The sequence below is a fragment of the Amphritea sp. HPY genome (assembly GCF_050870985.1).
Lineage (GTDB): Bacteria > Pseudomonadota > Gammaproteobacteria > Pseudomonadales > Balneatricaceae > Amphritea.
Genome location: NZ_CP194015.1, coordinates 1,156,590 through 1,174,109, shown reverse-complemented (window position 1 = coordinate 1,174,109; position 17,520 = coordinate 1,156,590). Strand labels below are relative to the sequence as shown.

At 50.0% G+C, this 17,520-nt stretch carries 15 protein-coding genes, 1 pseudogene and 2 riboswitches; of the genes and pseudogenes, 4 read left to right on the top strand and 12 right to left on the bottom strand.

Annotated elements, in window-relative coordinates; translation table 11 throughout:
- Positions 1 to 170: 170 nt before the first annotated feature.
- From ACQUQM_RS05170 to ACQUQM_RS05145, 6 genes are all read right to left on the bottom strand, one after another.
- Positions 171 to 1,550 carry an MFS transporter gene (locus tag ACQUQM_RS05170; RefSeq protein ID WP_432473420.1) on the bottom strand — a complete coding sequence of 460 codons (1,380 nt, stop codon included), beginning with the start codon at positions 1,548 to 1,550 and terminating at the stop codon, positions 171 to 173.
- Entirely contained in the window at positions 1,550 to 2,242 is a 693-nt protein-coding gene (locus ACQUQM_RS05165; protein WP_432473419.1) for an energy-coupling factor ABC transporter ATP-binding protein, read from the bottom strand. The genes ACQUQM_RS05170 and ACQUQM_RS05165 overlap by 1 nt, the downstream gene beginning before the upstream one ends.
- Positions 2,239 to 3,021 carry a cobalt ECF transporter T component CbiQ gene (gene cbiQ / locus ACQUQM_RS05160; RefSeq protein WP_432473418.1) on the bottom strand — a complete coding sequence of 261 codons (783 nt, stop codon included), beginning with the start codon at positions 3,019 to 3,021 and terminating at the stop codon, positions 2,239 to 2,241. Before cbiQ ends, ACQUQM_RS05165 begins: the two co-directional genes overlap by 4 nt.
- Positions 3,022 to 3,094: 73 nt before the next feature.
- Positions 3,095 to 3,682 carry a hypothetical protein gene (locus tag ACQUQM_RS05155; RefSeq protein WP_432473417.1) on the bottom strand — a complete coding sequence of 196 codons (588 nt, stop codon included), beginning with the start codon at positions 3,680 to 3,682 and terminating at the stop codon, positions 3,095 to 3,097.
- Complete coding sequence (gene cbiM / locus ACQUQM_RS05150) at positions 3,675 to 4,295, bottom strand: cobalt transporter CbiM (RefSeq protein WP_432473416.1); 621 nt, start codon at positions 4,293 to 4,295, stop codon at positions 3,675 to 3,677. Before cbiM ends, ACQUQM_RS05155 begins: the two co-directional genes overlap by 8 nt.
- 11 nt (positions 4,296 to 4,306) lie before the next feature.
- A complete protein-coding gene (locus ACQUQM_RS05145; RefSeq protein ID WP_432473415.1) occupies positions 4,307 to 5,107 on the bottom strand; it encodes a DUF4198 domain-containing protein in 801 nt (266 codons plus the stop codon).
- 94 nt (positions 5,108 to 5,201) lie between these two features.
- Positions 5,202 to 5,368: riboswitch (cobalamin riboswitch) on the bottom strand.
- Positions 5,369 to 5,665: 297 nt separating this feature from the next.
- Positions 5,666 to 5,856: riboswitch (cobalamin riboswitch) on the top strand.
- Positions 5,857 to 5,899: 43 nt separating this feature from the next.
- On the opposite strand from ACQUQM_RS05145, the gene bluB reads away from it, so the two are divergent.
- Both bluB and bmt read left to right on the top strand, forming a co-directional pair.
- Positions 5,900 to 6,658, top strand: a complete 759-nt coding sequence (gene bluB / locus ACQUQM_RS05140; RefSeq protein WP_432473414.1) for a 5,6-dimethylbenzimidazole synthase — start codon at positions 5,900 to 5,902, stop codon at positions 6,656 to 6,658.
- A gap of 220 nt (positions 6,659 to 6,878) precedes the next feature.
- Complete coding sequence (bmt, locus tag ACQUQM_RS05135) at positions 6,879 to 7,940, top strand: betaine--homocysteine S-methyltransferase (protein WP_432473413.1); 1,062 nt, start codon at positions 6,879 to 6,881, stop codon at positions 7,938 to 7,940.
- Positions 7,941 to 8,502: 562 nt separating this feature from the next.
- On the opposite strand, the gene ACQUQM_RS05130 is transcribed toward bmt, so the two are convergent.
- From ACQUQM_RS05130 to ACQUQM_RS05120, 3 genes are read right to left on the bottom strand one after another with little or no spacing between them, the layout of a single operon-like run.
- Positions 8,503 to 9,111 carry a DNA-3-methyladenine glycosylase I gene (locus ACQUQM_RS05130; protein ID WP_432473412.1) on the bottom strand — a complete coding sequence of 203 codons (609 nt, stop codon included), beginning with the start codon at positions 9,109 to 9,111 and terminating at the stop codon, positions 8,503 to 8,505.
- A gap of 36 nt (positions 9,112 to 9,147) precedes the next feature.
- Positions 9,148 to 9,435 carry a YciI family protein gene (locus ACQUQM_RS05125; protein ID WP_432473411.1) on the bottom strand — a complete coding sequence of 96 codons (288 nt, stop codon included), beginning with the start codon at positions 9,433 to 9,435 and terminating at the stop codon, positions 9,148 to 9,150.
- Entirely contained in the window at positions 9,435 to 10,052 is a 618-nt protein-coding gene (locus ACQUQM_RS05120; RefSeq protein ID WP_432473410.1) for a TetR/AcrR family transcriptional regulator, read from the bottom strand. The genes ACQUQM_RS05125 and ACQUQM_RS05120 overlap by 1 nt, the downstream gene beginning before the upstream one ends.
- A gap of 388 nt (positions 10,053 to 10,440) precedes the next feature.
- Between ACQUQM_RS05120 and ACQUQM_RS05115 the strand changes: the two genes are divergently transcribed.
- A complete protein-coding gene (locus ACQUQM_RS05115) occupies positions 10,441 to 11,139 on the top strand; it encodes a phosphoribosyltransferase (RefSeq protein WP_432473409.1) in 699 nt (232 codons plus the stop codon).
- Positions 11,140 to 11,429: 290 nt separating this feature from the next.
- On the opposite strand, the gene ACQUQM_RS05110 is transcribed toward ACQUQM_RS05115, so the two are convergent.
- Entirely contained in the window at positions 11,430 to 12,830 is a 1,401-nt protein-coding gene (locus tag ACQUQM_RS05110) for an NAD(P)(+) transhydrogenase (Re/Si-specific) subunit beta (RefSeq protein WP_432473408.1), read from the bottom strand.
- Between the two features lie 11 nt (positions 12,831 to 12,841).
- Complete coding sequence (locus ACQUQM_RS05105) at positions 12,842 to 14,407, bottom strand: Re/Si-specific NAD(P)(+) transhydrogenase subunit alpha (RefSeq protein ID WP_432473407.1); 1,566 nt, start codon at positions 14,405 to 14,407, stop codon at positions 12,842 to 12,844.
- A 387-nt stretch (positions 14,408 to 14,794) separates the two neighbouring features.
- Here ACQUQM_RS05105 and ACQUQM_RS05100 point away from each other — a divergent pair.
- Positions 14,795 to 14,893, top strand: a pseudogene (locus ACQUQM_RS05100) (IS5/IS1182 family transposase); the annotation flags it as partial.
- A 155-nt stretch (positions 14,894 to 15,048) separates the two neighbouring features.
- On the opposite strand, the gene ACQUQM_RS05095 reads toward ACQUQM_RS05100, so the two are convergent.
- On the bottom strand, positions 15,049 to 17,235 hold the full coding sequence (locus tag ACQUQM_RS05095) for an OsmC domain/YcaO domain-containing protein (protein WP_432473406.1): 2,187 nt from the start codon (positions 17,233 to 17,235) through the stop codon (positions 15,049 to 15,051).
- Between the last annotated feature and the right edge of the window lie 285 nt (positions 17,236 to 17,520).

Here is a 17,520-nt window from a genome sequence, read left to right as displayed (position 1 = left end):
AAACTCTTTGCCACAAAATTCAGTTCTAAATCGCTGCCCTGCCAAGCTTAGCGGAGCAGCTAATCGTTGTACTATCTGTCTTTGTACTACAGCACATACCCGGATACCGATGACATTCATCAAACGAAACTCAATCTGAGCCGTTACGACAGCTGCAGGTCGCTTCTGTATCATTGCTTTGGCCAGTGCGCATGATGTTCATCGATAACAAAACGATGTCGATGACGCTGACGGGGATGGTAATGCGGATGCACGTGAGGCTCCGGTCCTTCCCAACCTTCATGTTGATGCTGATGGTGTTCATCATGGACATGTGGGTGCAGATGGTCTTCCGCCACATGCTCATGCCACATCTCGGATTCATCATTGGCAGGCCATAACCGCCACGCCAGCAAGGTAGCCAACAGAGCCAGCATCCCCATGCAAGCAAAAGCCCAGGGCATGCTTAGCAGACTTCCGACCCATCCCGCCAACAGATAGCCGATAAACCACATGCCATGGGTAAGGGCAAAGTTGGCAGAAAAGTAATCGTTACGATCCTGCTCCCGACAGGAGTTACGCAGCACCAGCCCGGTAGGAATCAGTACTAATGAACTGGCAAAGCCGATCACCAGCCAGATCGGAAACAATCCGGCATAGCCTGGCATCAACAAGCCGCTGAACAATGCCAGACTCAACCCTAACCCGCCGCATAGCATTATGGTTCGAGCTGCAAATTTATCCAGCAGATTGGGCACCAGAATTGCAGCCAGCATGGAGCCTACGCCCGCCGCGATCATCACCAACGGTACTTGTTCCTCGCCCAAACCAAGCACAGAACGAACATACACCACTGTGTTGACGATAATCATCGCGCCGGCAGCTGACAAAGCCAGATTCAACGCCAGAACACCGCATAAGCGGGGGGTTTTAAGATAGCTACGTACACCAAAGCTGACGTGTTGCCATACGCCTGCGCTGCGATCCTTTGCCCTGCTGACCGGAACTCTGGCCAGCAATAGCGACAAAGTCGCCAGAACAAAGGCTATGCTGTTCAGTTCAAACAGTACTGCATAGGGCATCACTAACAACAACGCCGCCGCCAGTGCAGGACTCAACAGGCTCTCCATCTCCATCGCCAGCCGCGACAGTGACAGCGCCTGTGTATATTCCTTTTCATCAGGCAGAATATCCGGCAGCAACGCCTGGTATACCGGAGTGTAACCCGCCGCCAGCACATTCAGCAGAAAGATAATACCGAACAGTTGCCATACTTCTGTCACCAGTGGCAACAGCGCCACCAACAGCGCCCGACTGATATTCAGCCCGGCCAGCCAGTACCGTCGTGGCAATCGGTGGATATATCCACCTACTATAGGCGCCACCGCTACATAGGCCACCATTTTAATCGCCAGCGCCGCCCCCAACACCAACCCGGCCTTAAGCGGGTTCAGGTCAAAGGCAAACAGCGCCAGAGCGATCGTAGTCAACCCTGTACCCAGCAAAGACACCAGCTGACTGAGAAACAGCCAGCGAAAATCAGGATTCTTCAGGGGTATCAGAAGCGTCATCAGACTACGGCTGCTCGCAGCTCAGGTACGATCATGCGCTGCTCTTCAAACAAACGGGCATCTTCCAGGCGTACCCAGCGATTGGCCAGATGGCCAAGAAAATCATCGTCATGGGAGATGATGATCATCGCTTGAGGCAGCTCCTGCAGGATGTTGATTAAGCGCCAACGGGCCTTGGTATCCAGGGCATTACTTGGCTCATCCAGCAACAATACTTCAGGCTCCATCGCCAGCACCGACGCCAGAGTCACCATACGCTTTTCACCACCGGAAAGCTGATGCGTGATGCGCTCTTCAAAACCTGCCAATCCAACTGATGCCAATGCTTCGTGAGCGACCTGCATCGCCTGCTCCCGGGTTTTACCCAAATTCAACGGACCAAAGGCCACATCTTCCAACACTGTCGGACAGAACAGTTGATCGTCTGGGTCCTGAAACAGAAAACCGGCTCGGGCACGCACTTCAACGAACTCTTTTTCCACCTGACGCAATGCACCGAAGGCATGGATCTCACCCGCTTTAGCTTTCTTCAGGCCCACCAATAGATGCAATAGCGTTGTTTTACCCGCACCATTAGATCCGGTCAGCGCAACCCGGTCTCCGGCCTTTAAGGTAAAATCGACCTCATTCAGCACCTGACCACGACGGGGATAACGATAGCTAAGCCCACGGGTTTCCATTAATACTGTCATAAGAAATTAAGCCCGATTAATACAAAGAAAAAAGGTACACAGAGCGTCATAAACAGAAAATCCTGACGCTGCAGTACCATATCGTCCATCAGATAAAACTGTCCCTTATAGCCCCGACACTTCATCGCATCCATGATTCGTTCGGAGCGTTCCAGCGAATGTACCAGCAGCATCCCCACCAGGTATCCGACAGAACGCCAGGTATGCTTACTGGCCTGCATCACAAATGCCCGCGCCTGCATCGCCCTGCGCATCCGTTTATATTCCTGCCCGATCACGTCCAGGTAGCGCACGGTAAACAGCAGCAGATGCACCAGTTTATCCGGCATCCGCAGATGGGCCATTGCATGCCCCAATGTTGTCGCACTCATGGTTCCGATCAGCGCCAGTAGCGCAAAAACTACCGCGTTAGCTTTCAGCGCGATCATCAGGGCATGCAACAACCCTTCCTTACTGGCCGGTAAGCCAGCAATGGTAAACAGCGCCTCACCCGGCGTAGTAAACGGTAGCATCAGGATAAGAAAGATCATAAACAGATCCATCGCAATCACCCGACGCAGGGTACGTTTGAAGTTAAGTTGCGCCACAACCGCCATTGCTACGGCCGAGAACAATCCTAGTAACAGCACAAAGAAGTCGTGGGACAAAACCACCGCCAACGCAAAGATTGAGACAGTGATCACGCGCATTCGCGGATCAAGGTGATCAACCAGAGACTCATCGTGCTTTAGTCGCTGGCCTTTCCAGGACGTGCCGCTGTGCTCGAAGTTCTTCGCCATCAGTCAGCCCTGCTTATCCAGCTTGCGCTGGCATTTCCAGGAGATACCGCTGTTAAAAAAATATAAGACATGTTCAGCTCTGCCTTTCTGATTTGCGCTGACGCAGCCAGATACCGATACCACACAAACCGAAGATATAGCCGATACCACCCAGAATATCCTGCAAAGAGGCTTTCTCTTTGTAGGCCTGCAGCTCTTTGCGCAGAGGCTTAATCTGCTTGGAAACAGAACGCTCGATCATCTGCTGCAGAGCTGCGGAATCAGCACCATTCATGGCTAAGGCAGCAGCAGTGCTTGATGAAACTAAAGCAGTTGCCTCAGCTGCAGCGCCATCACCACCCACAAGGCTGTCAGGCAGTTCATCAGCCGGCAACATAGTTTTAAGAACATGGCCGGAGCCCAGATCAATGGAAAAATGGTGATCAATTCGACTGGTCGCTGCAAAACTGAAGAGCCCCTCTTCTTCAACCTTCACTTCCCCGAGCTTATTTCCGCTGCCATCGGTGATAATAACCGGCACACCAGACTGCCCCATTATTCCATCCGAAAAGCCGACCTCGCCTTCAATCAAAGTACCGATAGCGTATACGCCGCCCACGATGTTGTGAGCAAAGGCCGGACTGGCCAGTAGCGCCAGCAGTATTAGAAGAGTTTTACGCATTTTCCCAATCCTCTGAGATATTCAGGAATTCAGGTTTTACTTTGCGAATAAGTAACACCGCGGCTGCAGTTACAAAACCTTCAACCACCATCACCGGAATATGAGCCACCAGCGTGGCCTTTGCCGCCAACAGGAATGCCTCACCGGACAGCGCCAGAGAAGCTGCCACCATTATCGTGGTCAGTAATATCGCACCGGCACCACCAACGGCACCCCATATTGCAGCACCCCGGGGTGACGAAGTCGCAATCCCATGGCGGCAGAGGTAATAGACCAGCAACCCTGGTAACGCGATGTTAACCACGTTAACCCCAAGCACTAAGAAACCACCAAAACCAAAGAAAACCGCTTGTAACAATAAAGCGACCAGCAGAGCTGGAAAAGCTGCCCAGCCCAATGCTAAACCGATCAGCCCGTTGAGTATCAGATGGACACTGGAAAACCCTATAGGAAGATGAATGTAGGAGGCGATAAAGAATGCCGCAGACAACACGCCTACTTGCGGCAGATGATCATAGTCCATCTTCTTCAGACCGATCGCCACACCCACAAGACTGAGTACAGCGCCTGTTGCAAGCACCGGAACTGACAGGGCTCCATCGACAATATGCATAGTATTTCCGCCTACTTTATCGAATGGGCCTGAACCCAGATAACCGCATCCTGCGACAGATCTTTGCCATTATGCTCAGTGTCAGGGCCAACATTCAGTGCCGCAAAACCCCACTGACCTGCCTTCGGAATACCGAAGGTAAAAGTACCGTTAGCATCAGCAAAAATGGTCATAGTAATGAAGGCATCAGCCGGCGGAGTAATATTAGCCGTTTTACTGAAGCTGTTGCTCTTGAGATCCGGTTTATAGTTGAGATACTCAACCTCAATCTCAGCGAATGGCACAGGCTTACCATCACTTTTTACCACACCAACAAAGGTACCGCCCTCGTAAATCGCATAAGGTTTAGTCAGCGGCACAATCTCAGTCGCCAGGCCCAGCTCTTCATTCCAGTCAGTCGGCAGGCTACCCACATTGACGATTGTCTTAGTGATCTGCTGAATGTACTTATCTTCAGATTCTTCGTAGTAAGGTGCAGGCTCCATCACGAACACGTGATCACCCAATCCGCGCAGCTTCACATCAGCCTCAAATGCGGGACCGGTGTTTTCAGAACTGGTCCAGCTGATCGGTTTTACAGTATCAATCAGATCAATTTTCTTGCCCTTGCGGATTTTGTAAAAACTCTGCGGAGCATCCACAGACATTACGTGACCACTGGCTGCAGGATGGGTAAACGGCATTTTCAGGGTAATCTGACCACCACGCTCACGAATGAGATCCGGGGTATACAGCATCTGAAAGTGCGCCTGAGCAGTTGAAGATAGAATTGCACCGGCAGCAACCAGTGACAGGGTGAACGATTTAAACACGTGATAAAGCTCCGTCTGAAACATAAAAACAGGCGGAGTTGGGAGGATAAGCACAATATAAAATTGCCGCTCGGTGAAGCCCTCCGCAACACCAATGAACTACATTTACCAGGCTGGTACCGGACTCACAGGTAAGCGAAACAGCTTACCGGTTTACCGTTGCGGGGGCAGTGTTGGGATTATCCTGATGATGCACCAACTTCCCAGACGACTTAAGGATAGATTCTGACATCCTTAGCCGCCTTGCATAACCGTGATTATGCGGCCTGACAATCGAGCCACGATACTCCTCAAAATCAACTACTGTCAACAAGTCTTATTCATACTATCTTAAATAAATTTCAGCTTGAGCAACGGCTATATCAAATGCAAAAGCCACGACCAAAATCACCGCGACACCCTCTTATCTGAATGCGACCCAGGGTTTTATGACCTTCACTCATATGAAATAAAAGCCTTGAAAATATTGATAATGATCATAGCTGCCTATTCAGCGATTGATTAGTCTTTAGCGCACAAAACAGAAAGCTTACAGGTGCCCTTTCTTTTCTCTTAACTAAAATCGTTATTTGAACAGGTCAGGGAGAATCGGGAAATCGGTGGAAATCCGATACGTGCCCAACGCTGTAATGGTGATTATGCAGACAAGTTAAACCAGTCACTGGCAACTGCCGGGAAGGCGTTCGCATAAGATGATCCAAAAGATCAGAAACCTAAGTCAGAAGACCGGCCTGAAAGCAGATACGAAACGTTTGGACCAACGTTTCAAATTTCCATATAAGGGGAATACCTATGGAACATGCAGTTAACAATGCCCATCCAGATCACCAGTCCGACATGCTGTTTGACTCTCAGGACAAACACGGCCTCTACAAGACCGTGTTTAATCGTCGTGATGTCCGGGGCCAGTTCAAACCGGAACCGATTCCCGATGAAGTACTGAGCCGGGTGCTATACGCCGCTCACCACGCACCTTCCGTGGGTTTTATGCAGCCATGGAATTTCATGGTTATTCGCGACAATGATAAAAAGCAGCAGGTGCACGACCTGTTTGATGTTGCCCACAATGAAGCAGCAGAAATGTTCCCTGAAGAGAAGCGCGAGACCTATCGTTCGCTGAAACTCGAAGGGATTATGGAGTCACCGCTCAATATCTGTATTACCTGCGATCGCGATAGTGCAGGTCCGACCGTTATCGGCCGCACCCATATCAAGACAATGGATCAGTACAGCAGTGTCTGTGCCGTACAGAATTTATGGCTGGCAGCCCGGGCCGAAGGCCTGGGAGTTGGCTGGGTCAGCATTCTGGATCAGCGAAAACTGCAGGAGCTGCTCGGCATTCCCCGCAAAATAATACCGATAGCCTACCTCTGTATTGGTTACGTTGATCACTTCTATAATAAACCGGAACTGGAAAGCGCAGGCTGGTTACCCCGCCAGCCGCTGAGCGAATTAGTCCATTTCGATAGCTGGCAGAATACCCGCACACCAGAACAAGACTCTCTGATAGCCCAGATTAATAAAGACCGGGATTTCCCAGAGCAATTCTGACAAAGCCCAAAACACCTACCTATCTGCCAGATCCCCTCTTACTCAGGAGATGATCTGGCAGATATTAAGCACTCCGCCACCCACTCAACATCTGACGCATACAGAACACACCACGACGCCTGGGCAACATTCCTTAAAAAACCTCTCGCGCTAAAATTTCCTGTACCGCTAGAGCTTAGCTCGACCCAAGAGCTTTAAGTCTGACCAAGAGTGATATCCTATGCCCAACCTGTTTACCCGCCTGTTAAATGAACGAGATTTTCTTCTTGCTGACGGCGCCTTAGGCACCAACTTGTTTTCGATGGGCCTGCAGACCGGTGATGCACCTGAGTTATGGAATATCGATTATCCGGAACGAATTGCAGACCTTGCACAACAGTTTATCGATGCCGGTTCGGATATCCTGCTGACCAATAGTTTTGGTGGCACTCGCTTCCGGCTGAAATTGCATAAAGCTGAACAGCGTGTGCATGAGTTAAACCATGCTGCTGCGCAAATTCTGAAACAGCAAGCCGATGCCTGCGAACGGGAAATTATTGTTGCCGGATCGATGGGCCCTACAGGAGAGATCTTCGCGCCGACAGGCACACTGACCTACGATGAAGCCTTTGCTGCATTTAAGGAACAGGCCGAAGCCCTGAAGGATGGAGGTGTTGACGTACTCTGGATAGAAACCATTTCCGCCAGTGAAGAAGCAAAAGTTGCTTACGACGCAGCAGTCAGTACCGGCTTGCCGGTGGTTTATACCATGAGCATCGATACCAATGGCCGCACCATGATGGGCGTCACCCCCGCCGAACTGGTGCAACTTGGTAGCCAGTTCGAACACCCTCCAGGTGCCTGCGGCACCAACTGTGGCGTTGGTGCTGCAGAAGTCGTTGCTGCCATTATGAATATGAAGACGGCTGCCGATCAAGACCAGGTTGATCCAGTACTGGTTGCGAAAGCCAACTGCGGTATCCCTGAATATATCGACGGCAAAATCGTCTACAGTGGCACACCTGAACTGATGGCTAACTATGCCCGCATGGTGGCCGATGCCGGAGCCCGCATCATCGGCGGATGCTGCGGTACAACTCCAACCCATATAGCTGCTATGCGTGAAGCCCTGGACGGCTATCAAGCTGGCGATAAGCCGGACCTTGATACACTCGAGCAGGCACTAGGTGCGATCAGCACAGGTGCAAAAGCACAACTCAACGGCGACCTGAGCGTAGCCGGTGGTTCCGCCAGTGGTGGCCGGGAACGCCGCACACGTCGCAGCCCAAGAAAAGTAAAATAGCAGACCTCTTTCAGGTATTAAAAAGGCCCCCTCGCTAAGCGAAGGAGCCTCGTTCTTAGAGCAAACTCCAGTCAAAACCTGGCGCTAACAAGCTTGCCCTGGAGTTTGCTCGATAAGTCGCTCAGACATACGATCACCTCCATTTATTCAGGGAGTGAATCTTAACGTCAGCGCCCCCCTGGCAGGCGATTTGACGAAACGCTACAAATCACAATGTGGACCTCTCGCCTCTGAATGTCAAACCCTTAACCCAGCCTCCCATCGTTTTCGAAAAACAGCAGATCACAATCAACAGAGCATCTACGACAAGCCGGTTGATTCATACCATGCTTGAAAACACCATTCGATATCCGGGAATAGACATAGATAATGCTTTGAAATAAACAAACCGAAGTACACTACGCAAGCCGTAGCAACTAAGTCGTCGCTTAAGCCTCTGCGCCAACCTTATGAGCCATGACCGCTTGATCTTCAGCTATCGGCACAAAACGGACTGTTCAGTCCGCTAAGTTATATCTGATGATCCGTTTTGCTACGCTATTTTTCTACACTTTTTTCTAAACTATTTTGGTCGCTTAAAACTCTTGCGTGCAAGCTCGACTTTACTTCTGGCCACGCAGTCCTCAACATGATCATTGATCAGCCCCATAGCTTGCATGAACGCATACACCGTGGTTGGCCCTACGAATTTCCAACCCTGTTTTTTCAGATCCTTAGACAAGGCTATCGATTCCGTCGAAGTCGAGGCAGTCTGTGGTTTCGCAAGTTGATTGGGATCTGGTTCATAACGCCAGAGATAGGCTGATAACGAACCTTCTTGTTTGACAAGTTCCTGTGCGCGTTGAGCATTATTTATAACCGCTTCAATTTTTCCCCGATGACGAACGATTCCTTCATTTTTGAGTAATCGTTCGACATCTTGCTGGTTAAAAAGCGCTACTCTGTCAAAATCGAAATGATGAAAAGCAGCACGGAAGTTCTCGCGTTTTGCGAGGATAGTCCGCCAGCTCAGTCCAGACTGAAAACTTTCCAGGCACAGCTTTTCAAACAAGCGCTGATCATCACCCACCGGGAAGCCCCACTCCTTATCATGATAATCGAGAAATTCCGGCGCGCCACCACACCAGCGACAACGGGCTTTTCCATCCGGGGCAATAAAATGCTCACTCATGCGCTACTCCTTGTTTGAAAGTTTCGAGGCGCTTACTCAGCTGAGTAGAAACTTTAAGTGTTCATTGGTTTGTGAAGGGGTAATTTCAAGAATTTCTGCGCTTACAACATTTTCCGCAACAAACGGATCGTCGTTGACCCGGTTTTGAAGGTCTGACAGTGAAGTATTATGTGCCAAAATCCCACCACCTGAATCAGGCTGAAGACTACCAACCATCAAAAACACATCATCCTTAAAGCCGCGTTTAATCCATTCTTTATGGCCTTCCATAAATTGACTAGCCTGGCTTTTGTTGTCTGAAAATTTAAGTAGTACGATAAACATCAGATTTTTCTCCCATCAATCTGTAATGAATGTTTACTTAGACTGGCGACGCCTTCCAAGCATGAATCCAGCCAGTTATGTAACTGGCTCACCTCTTGTGTGATGAATTTTTCATCATGAAAAGCATTTGCGAGTGTGGCAACCCCCTGACTGCGGGCCAGAAGGTGCATCGCCAGATCATCAGCGTCAGCCTTGCAACCGAGTAACCTGAACTGCTGGCGCAACCAAACACGAAACAGTGAAAACAGCTTGTTTGCATCCTGTTGCGAAGCATGATTTAACTTGGCAAGCTCAGTAGTCAGCGTACCAACAGGGCAGCCAAAACTTTTAATTTTGGCCTGATTTGCGATCAGAATATTGATAAAACTGCGGATGCGTTCCGCTGGTTGTTCCCCATCAATTTCCCACTTATCTAGCATCATTTGAGTATTGGCCAAACGCAGATGGATCACAGCATCCAGAATTTCATCCTTAGACTTGAAGTGGTAATAGAAATTGCCACGCGAGATTTTGACGGCATCCGCAATGTTCGCAAACGAGGTATGCTCGAATCCTTGCCGATAGAACAACTGATCGGCCGCCTCAACAATGTGATCGCGTGTAGCCTTACCGCTCATGAAAGTACTTCCTGCTTAAGCTTGCTCACTGCAATATATGAGATCTTAGATATAAAAACTTAGGAGTAACCTGCGCCGCAACCTCACCTGAAAATATAGGACACCCGTCCTAATCAAAACAAAGAATAGGATGATCGTCCTAATACGTCAAGAATCAATTAAGTGTGTATGAAAGATGGCCTTGCCATATTTGCTTGAGGCCGATTGCGGAAGGTCGTGCAGATCGGCTTTAGGTATAACCTCAAAAGACGGCTTAGCGTGTTCTTTTCACCCTGATTGTCGTGGTTAAGCAGACAGTACAAATATTACTGATGCGCTAACCTGAAGGTGTATGCATTACAGGCACGATAAAGAGAGTAATCTCTCATCCGAATGAGGATTGTCTGCCATGATCAAACAAACTGGAAAGATGGAGGTACTAACAGAATTGGTCGGGCGTCTGGGTGTCTTTGAGGATCGCAGGCATGCCGGCGCCATTCTGGCCAGGATGCTGACCTCTTACTGTGACAGCAATGCCATTGTTTTTGGAATACCTGCCGGCGGTGTCCCGGTCGCAGCGGAAATAGCCCATCGATTACACCTGCCCCTGGATGTCGCTATCGCCAGCAAGATGTTGTTTCCCTGGACCACTGAGGCAGGATTTGGTGCCATCGCCTTTGATGGTACGCAATGGATCAATAAAGAGTACCGACGGTATCATGGCTTAACGGATGCTGAGGCAAATGCCAGCCGCAAAGCCACCCTGCATAAGGTTGCCAAGCGCAACAGGCAGCTTCGTGGCTCCAGCCCCTTTCCCGATCTCGCCGAACGCACCGTCATCCTGGTCGATGACGGCATCGCCTCCGGCGCAACCATGCGCGTCGCGATTGCCGCATTACGTAATCACGGTGCTAAATATCTGATCGTCGCTGTCCCAACAGGCTATCAGCAATCAATCGAACCATTGTTGCCGCAGGTTGATAGCCTATTTTGCCCAAATGTACGAAGCGGAATGAGCTATGCCGTCGCAGACGCGTATCAGCACTGGTCTGATGTTGATGATGACGAGGTTATCAGCCTGTTGCAGCAGAAAGCCCCTGGCTCTTAGATTAATACCGGGACCAACCTATGATAAACAGAAGGCTGGCCTAAACGGCGATTTGCGACACGTTGCGGGGTTGCATACACGGGTGGAGGGGCCCTCTCCACATTTCAAAGAACGGCCACCGGAATACGAAGGTAATCCTAATCCACTGTTTTAAAAAAATTTAACTACGCGCCCTCGTTGATATCATTTCCTCTATCCATAGGTTGTGTTGAAAACTCTATTCACCGCAATACTTGTTTTTTGGATTAGCTGAACGAGCCCTCTGTCAGGCGTTAAAACCCTACGCTGTGTTACTTACTCAGGAACGCCAACATCGCATCAACGCTATCTTTGGCATCGCCGAACAACATGCGGGTGTTCTCTTTATAGAACAACGGGTTGTCCACCCCGGCGTAACCGGTACTCATACCGCGCTTAAGAACGATAGTGGTCTTACCGCGCCAGGGTTCCAGCACTGGCATGCCTGCGATAGGGCTGTCCGGCACCTCCTGAGCGGCCGGGTTGACGATATCGTTGGCACCGATCACCAATGAGACATCCACGTTGGGGAAGTCGTCGTTGATCTCATCCATGCCGTAGACAATATCGTATGGCACTTGCGCCTCAGCCAGTAGCACGTTCATATGACCCGGCATCCTGCCGGCCACAGGATGGATACCAAACCGCACATTTATCCCTTTGTCACGCAACTTATTGGTAATCTCGTAAACGATGTGCTGAGCATGGGCAACAGCCATGCCGTAACCAGGCAGAATCATCACCTCTTTGGCGCTCTCCAGAAGGTTGGCCGCCTCTTCAGCTTCTACCGAGCTTACATCACCCGCTTCGCCAGCCGGGCCGGCAGCACCCGCTTTGGAGCCGGTACCGAAACCGCCCATAATCACATTAATGAATTTACGGTTCATGGCTTTACACATGATATAACTGAGAATTGCGCCGCTGCTACCGACCAGAGCGCCCACGACGATCAGCAGGTCGTTGCCCAGCATAAATCCCATGGCCGCAGCCGCCCAGCCGGAATAGCTGTTGAGCATGGAAACCACCACCGGCATATCCGCGCCGCCAATCGCCACAACCATATGAACACCGAAAACCAGTGCAATGAGGGTCATGACTATCAGAGCCCCTAAACCACCACCGGCAGCGGACTGCCCGACGAAGACTGCGCCAAACCAGATTGCCGCAATCAACAGGCCCAGGTTGAACAGGTGCCGGCCTGGTAGTAGTAAGGGTTTGCTGCTGATCCTGGCACTTAGCTTAAGGTAGGCCGCCACGGAACCGGAGAAGGTCAGCGCGCCAATCAGGATACCCACATAGGTCTCAACGTCATGGATGGTTTTCTCCACCCCGGAGAGAACCGTGTTGTGCTCCAGAGTATTAGCATAACCGACAAACACCGCAGCCAGACCAACCATGCTATGGAGAATGGCCACCAGTTCCGGCATATGAGTCATCTCCACCCGCTTGGCCAGCAGCCAACCGATTGCCCCACCTGAGACCATACCTCCGACCAGATACCCCTGGTTATTAGTAACAAGGCCTAGAATAGTGGCCAGCAGAGCCAGACCCATGCCCAGCATGCCGTATAAGTTCCCCCGACCGGCTTTTTCCTGATGGCTCAACCCGTTCAGGGCCAGAATGAACAGTGCGCTGGCACTGATATATGAAACTGCGATGACACCTGAATTCATGATATTCGCCCCTATTTCCTGAACATTCGCAGCATTCGCTGGGTAACGGCAAAGCCACCAACGATGTTGATACTGGTGATAAAGACGGCCAAAGCCGCCAACCCCACTACGATCGGATTTGAGCTGGAAATTTGTATCAAAGCTCCAATCACAATAATGCTACTGATGGCATTGGTGACACTCATCAGCGGCGTGTGCAGAGAGTGTGTCACCCCCCAGACAACCATATAGCCGACGAAGCAGGACAATACGAATACGCTGAGATGGCCAATAAAGGCCGGTGGCGCCACAGAGCCAAGTCCATACAAAGCAAGACCACACAATATCAGAGGGATCAGGAAGGTTAATGGCTTGCCTGGTTTTACCTCCTCCGTTTTCGGCATGGCGGTCCTGATTTGAGGGCTAACACCCTGCTTCGGCGCCAAAGATAATTTTGGCGCGGGTGGTGGCCAGGTGATTTCGCCGTTATTGACCACAGTAGCGCCACGAATTACCTCGTCCTCCATGTTCACTACGATCTCACCGCTTTTCTCCGGGCACAGATCGGTAAGCAAGTGCCGCAGGTTAGTGGCATAGAGCTGACTGGACTGCGCGGCCAGCCGGCCAGGCAGATTGGTATAGCCGATCAGGGTAACGTCATGTTTGACCACTACCTTGTCAGCTTCGGTCAATTTGCAGTTACCGCCGGCTTCCGCCGCCAGATCAACGATCACACTGCCGGGTTTCATATTGGCAACCATGCGCTCGGTGATCAGTTCCGGAGCTGGTTTACCCGGTATCAGGGCCGTGGTGATGATGATATCCACTTCCGCCGCCTGGGCGGCGAACAGATCCATTTCCGCCTTGATAAACTCCGGGCTCATTGTTTTGGCGTAACCGCCCTCCCCGGTGCCATCTTCATCTTCGAATTCCAGCATCAGGAATTCGGCATCTATGCTCTCAACCTGTTCCTTAACTTCGGGGCGGGTATCAAAAGCCCTGACAATGGCCCCCATGCTCTTAGCCGCACCGATGGCGGCAAGACCGGCTACTCCGGCACCAATAACCAGCACCTTTGCCGGTGGAATTTTTCCGGCCGCGGTGATCTGCCCGGTAAAGAAACGGCCGAAATGCTGGGCGGCTTCCACCACTGCCCGATAACCGGCAATATTGGACATCGAACTTAGCGCATCCATCTTCTGGGCCCTGGATATTCGTGGTACACAATCCATCGCCAAAGCCGTCACACCACGATCAGACAACTCTTTGAGCATCTCCTGATTTTGAGCCGGATAGAGAAAGCTGATCAGTGTCTGACCTTTACCAAGCCACTCGATACCGCAGAAGCCCAACTCAGGATGCTGCCTGGGCGGAGGTACTTTCAGAATGATATCTGATGATGTCCAGAGTTCCCGGGGATCCTCTATAACCTCTACGCCGGCCTGACCATATAGCTCATCGCTGAAATTGGCAGCCTCTCCGGCCTTAGACTCGATGGCAACGGTAAATCCAAGTTCCTGTAGCTGAATAGCCACTTGCGGGGTCAAAGCGACACGCTTTTCCCCCTCTTCTATTTCTTTAGGGACACCAATTCGCATAATTCTTATCCTTGACGATTAAGGTTATTGGGCACTTAAAAAAACTTTCAATATCGTGACTTCACTCCTTGTGCAGACGATCCTGGATCGCTAAACCATTATTACAGTTGGGGAAATATCCGCATTTCCGATAGCCACTATTCATGTAGTGTAGTTTGGCTGTGATCACTTTTGTCAAATCAACAGGCATCATATGGAACCTGTTGCTCCTCTTGATATGACAAATTAACGACTGCTACTGGATAATCCAGAACTGAAAACAACACAGCATAAGCACAAACAACATCACTTCTCATCAGAATTTATCCAATACGCAGTATGGCTCTACTATCGATTTAACTTAAATCACTGTGATATAGAAGATCTACAGGCTGAACGAGGGATTACCGTCAATTACAAAGCTATCCGCTAATGACGATATTGCATATCTACTTTATGCAGCAGTGGTACAGCATGAGCGATCCTGCGATGTTAGGTGCCCTTTGGTGGGGCTCCAGATTCAAGGGTAATTCAAGGGGGAACTCAAGGAATAAGGGTCATTGATTCTGTTTGAGTTTATTTTTTTGGGGGAGGACATAAAAAAACCCAGTCCGAAAGAACTGGGTTTAAGATTAGGACAAAAATGACCAGGACTATCCCGACTAATTTGCCACTCTGGCTGCCCGGGCTTTATGCAGCTTTTGATAGCTCTCAATCAGCCGCAGGTGCTTATCCAGCCCTTCAAGTTTCATACTGGTCCTGGTCAAGCCATAGAACTTAACTTCGCCGGTAACAGAACCTATAACGTTGTCCATGACTTCATCGCCGAACATCCTGCGTAGATTGTGCTGGTAATCTTCCAGCTCCAGCTCATCATCCAGCATGATTTCCAGTACCGCATTCATCGCTTGATAGAACAGGCCTCGCTCTACTGTATTGTCATTGTACTGCAGGAAGCTTTCTACCAACTCAATCGCCTCTTCATGCTGCTGCAGGGCGAGATAGATAAGAATCTTCAGCTCAAGGATCGTCAGTTGCCCCCAGACCGTGTTTTCATCAAACTCAATGCCGATCAGAGTTTTGATCTCGGTATAGTTATCTTCCTCACTCTCTTCCAGGCGCTCAACCAGATCTGCCAGCTGATCATCATCCAGGGAATGAATATTGAGGATGTCTGAGCGGAACGGGATCGCTTTGTTGGTGTTATCCCAAACCAGATCTTCAACCGGATAAACCTCTGAGTAACCCGGTACTACGATCCTGCATGCAGAGGCACCAAAATCGTCAAAGGTAGCTATATAAACCTCTTTGCCCAGGTTATGCAGGATATCCATAAGGCCGCTATTTTCTTCTTCGTTGGTGCCGGAAAAATCCCACTCACAGAATTCGTAATCATGCTTAGCACTGAAGAAGCGCCAGGAGATAACCCCGGTTGAATCGATAAAGTGTTCAACAAAGTTGTTCGGCTCAGACACAGCCTGACTGTTGAATGTTGGCGCCGGTACATCATTAAGGCCTTCGAAGCTTCGACCCTGCAGCAGCTCTGTAAGACTGCGCTCCAGTGCCACTTCAAAGGTTGGGTGGGCACCGAAGGATGCAAACACACCGCCGGTTCTTGGGTTCATCAGGGTGACGCACATAACCGGGAACTGTCCTCCCAGCGAGGCATCCTTAACCACAACAGGGAAACCCTGCTCTTCCAGCCCTTTGATCCCTTCAAGGATGTTCGGATATTTTTCCAGAACATGCCGGGGAACATCGGGTAATACAATTTCTTCTTCGATGATCTGCTTTTTAACCGCCCGCTCAAATATTTCCGAAACGCACTGCACCTCAGCTTCGAAAATATTATTGCCGGCACTCATACCATTACTCAGAAACAGGTTTTCTAATAGATTGGATGGGAAGTATACGGTTTGCTGATCGGACTGACGTACAAACGGCAAGGCACAGATACCCCGCTCCAGGTTACCGGAGTTAGTGTCGACCAGGTTAGAGCCCCGCAGCTCATCATCAGGGTTGTATATTTCCAGACAGTAGTCATCCATCAGCCCTTCGGGGATCGCATCGTCCGGGGTTAGTTTGAACCACTTTTCGTTGGGGTAATGTACGAATTCACTATTCGCGATCTCTTCACCGAAATACTGATCGTTATAGAAGAAGTTGCAACTGGCCCGCTCAATAAATTCGCCAAGGGCAGAACACAGAGCGCTTTCTTTAGATGCTCCTTTACCGTTGGTGAAACACATCGGTGACGCGGCATCGCGGATATGCAGGGACCATACATTGGGGACGATATTACGCCAGGACGATATTTCGATCTTCATGCCCAGCTCTTCGAGCATACCACTCATGTTGGCAATGGTTTGCTCCAGCGGCAGGTCTTTACCCAGAATCATGGTGTTATGGCCATCATCGGCCATGCCCATCGCCATAATGGTGGCATCTTCGTCCAGGTCCTCAACCGTTTCAATCTTAAAATCAGGGCCCTGTTGAACCACTTTTTTAACTGTACACCGGTCGATTGATCTCAGAATCCCCTCACGATCGCGATCAGATATGCTTTCCGGCAGTTCCACCTGGATCTGAAAGATCTGGTTGTATCGGTTCTCCGGGTCAACAATATTATTCTGCGAGAGTCGGATATCTTCCGTCGGGATATCCCGGGCCTTACAATAGACCTTCACGAAGTAGGCTGCACACAGCGCAGATGAGGCCAGAAAGTAATCAAACGGACTTGGCGCAGAGCCATCGCCTTTGTAACGAATAGGCTGATCTGCGGTGACGGTGAAATCATCAAACTTAGCTTCAAGTCTGAGGTTTTCTAAGAAATTAACTTTGATTTCCATTGAATTACTCTTTCGGAATCTTTAGATGCAAAACTGGGGGTGAGTATAGCCTGAACGAACTGACCGCTTCATCAACAGATTTATGTATCGACGATACTTAAAGCGCAGACAAAGTGAGTCTTTAGGGCGCATGCTTTGGCGGGAATTTTACACTATCAATCGAATTAAAACGAAGACAATCTTAAAGCCCCGAATCACAAAGCCTGAGAGCACTCGATGCTCCCACACGAATTAGCATGTTGTTACTACTGTAAGCCGGGAATCGCTTATTCAGAATGGATAACC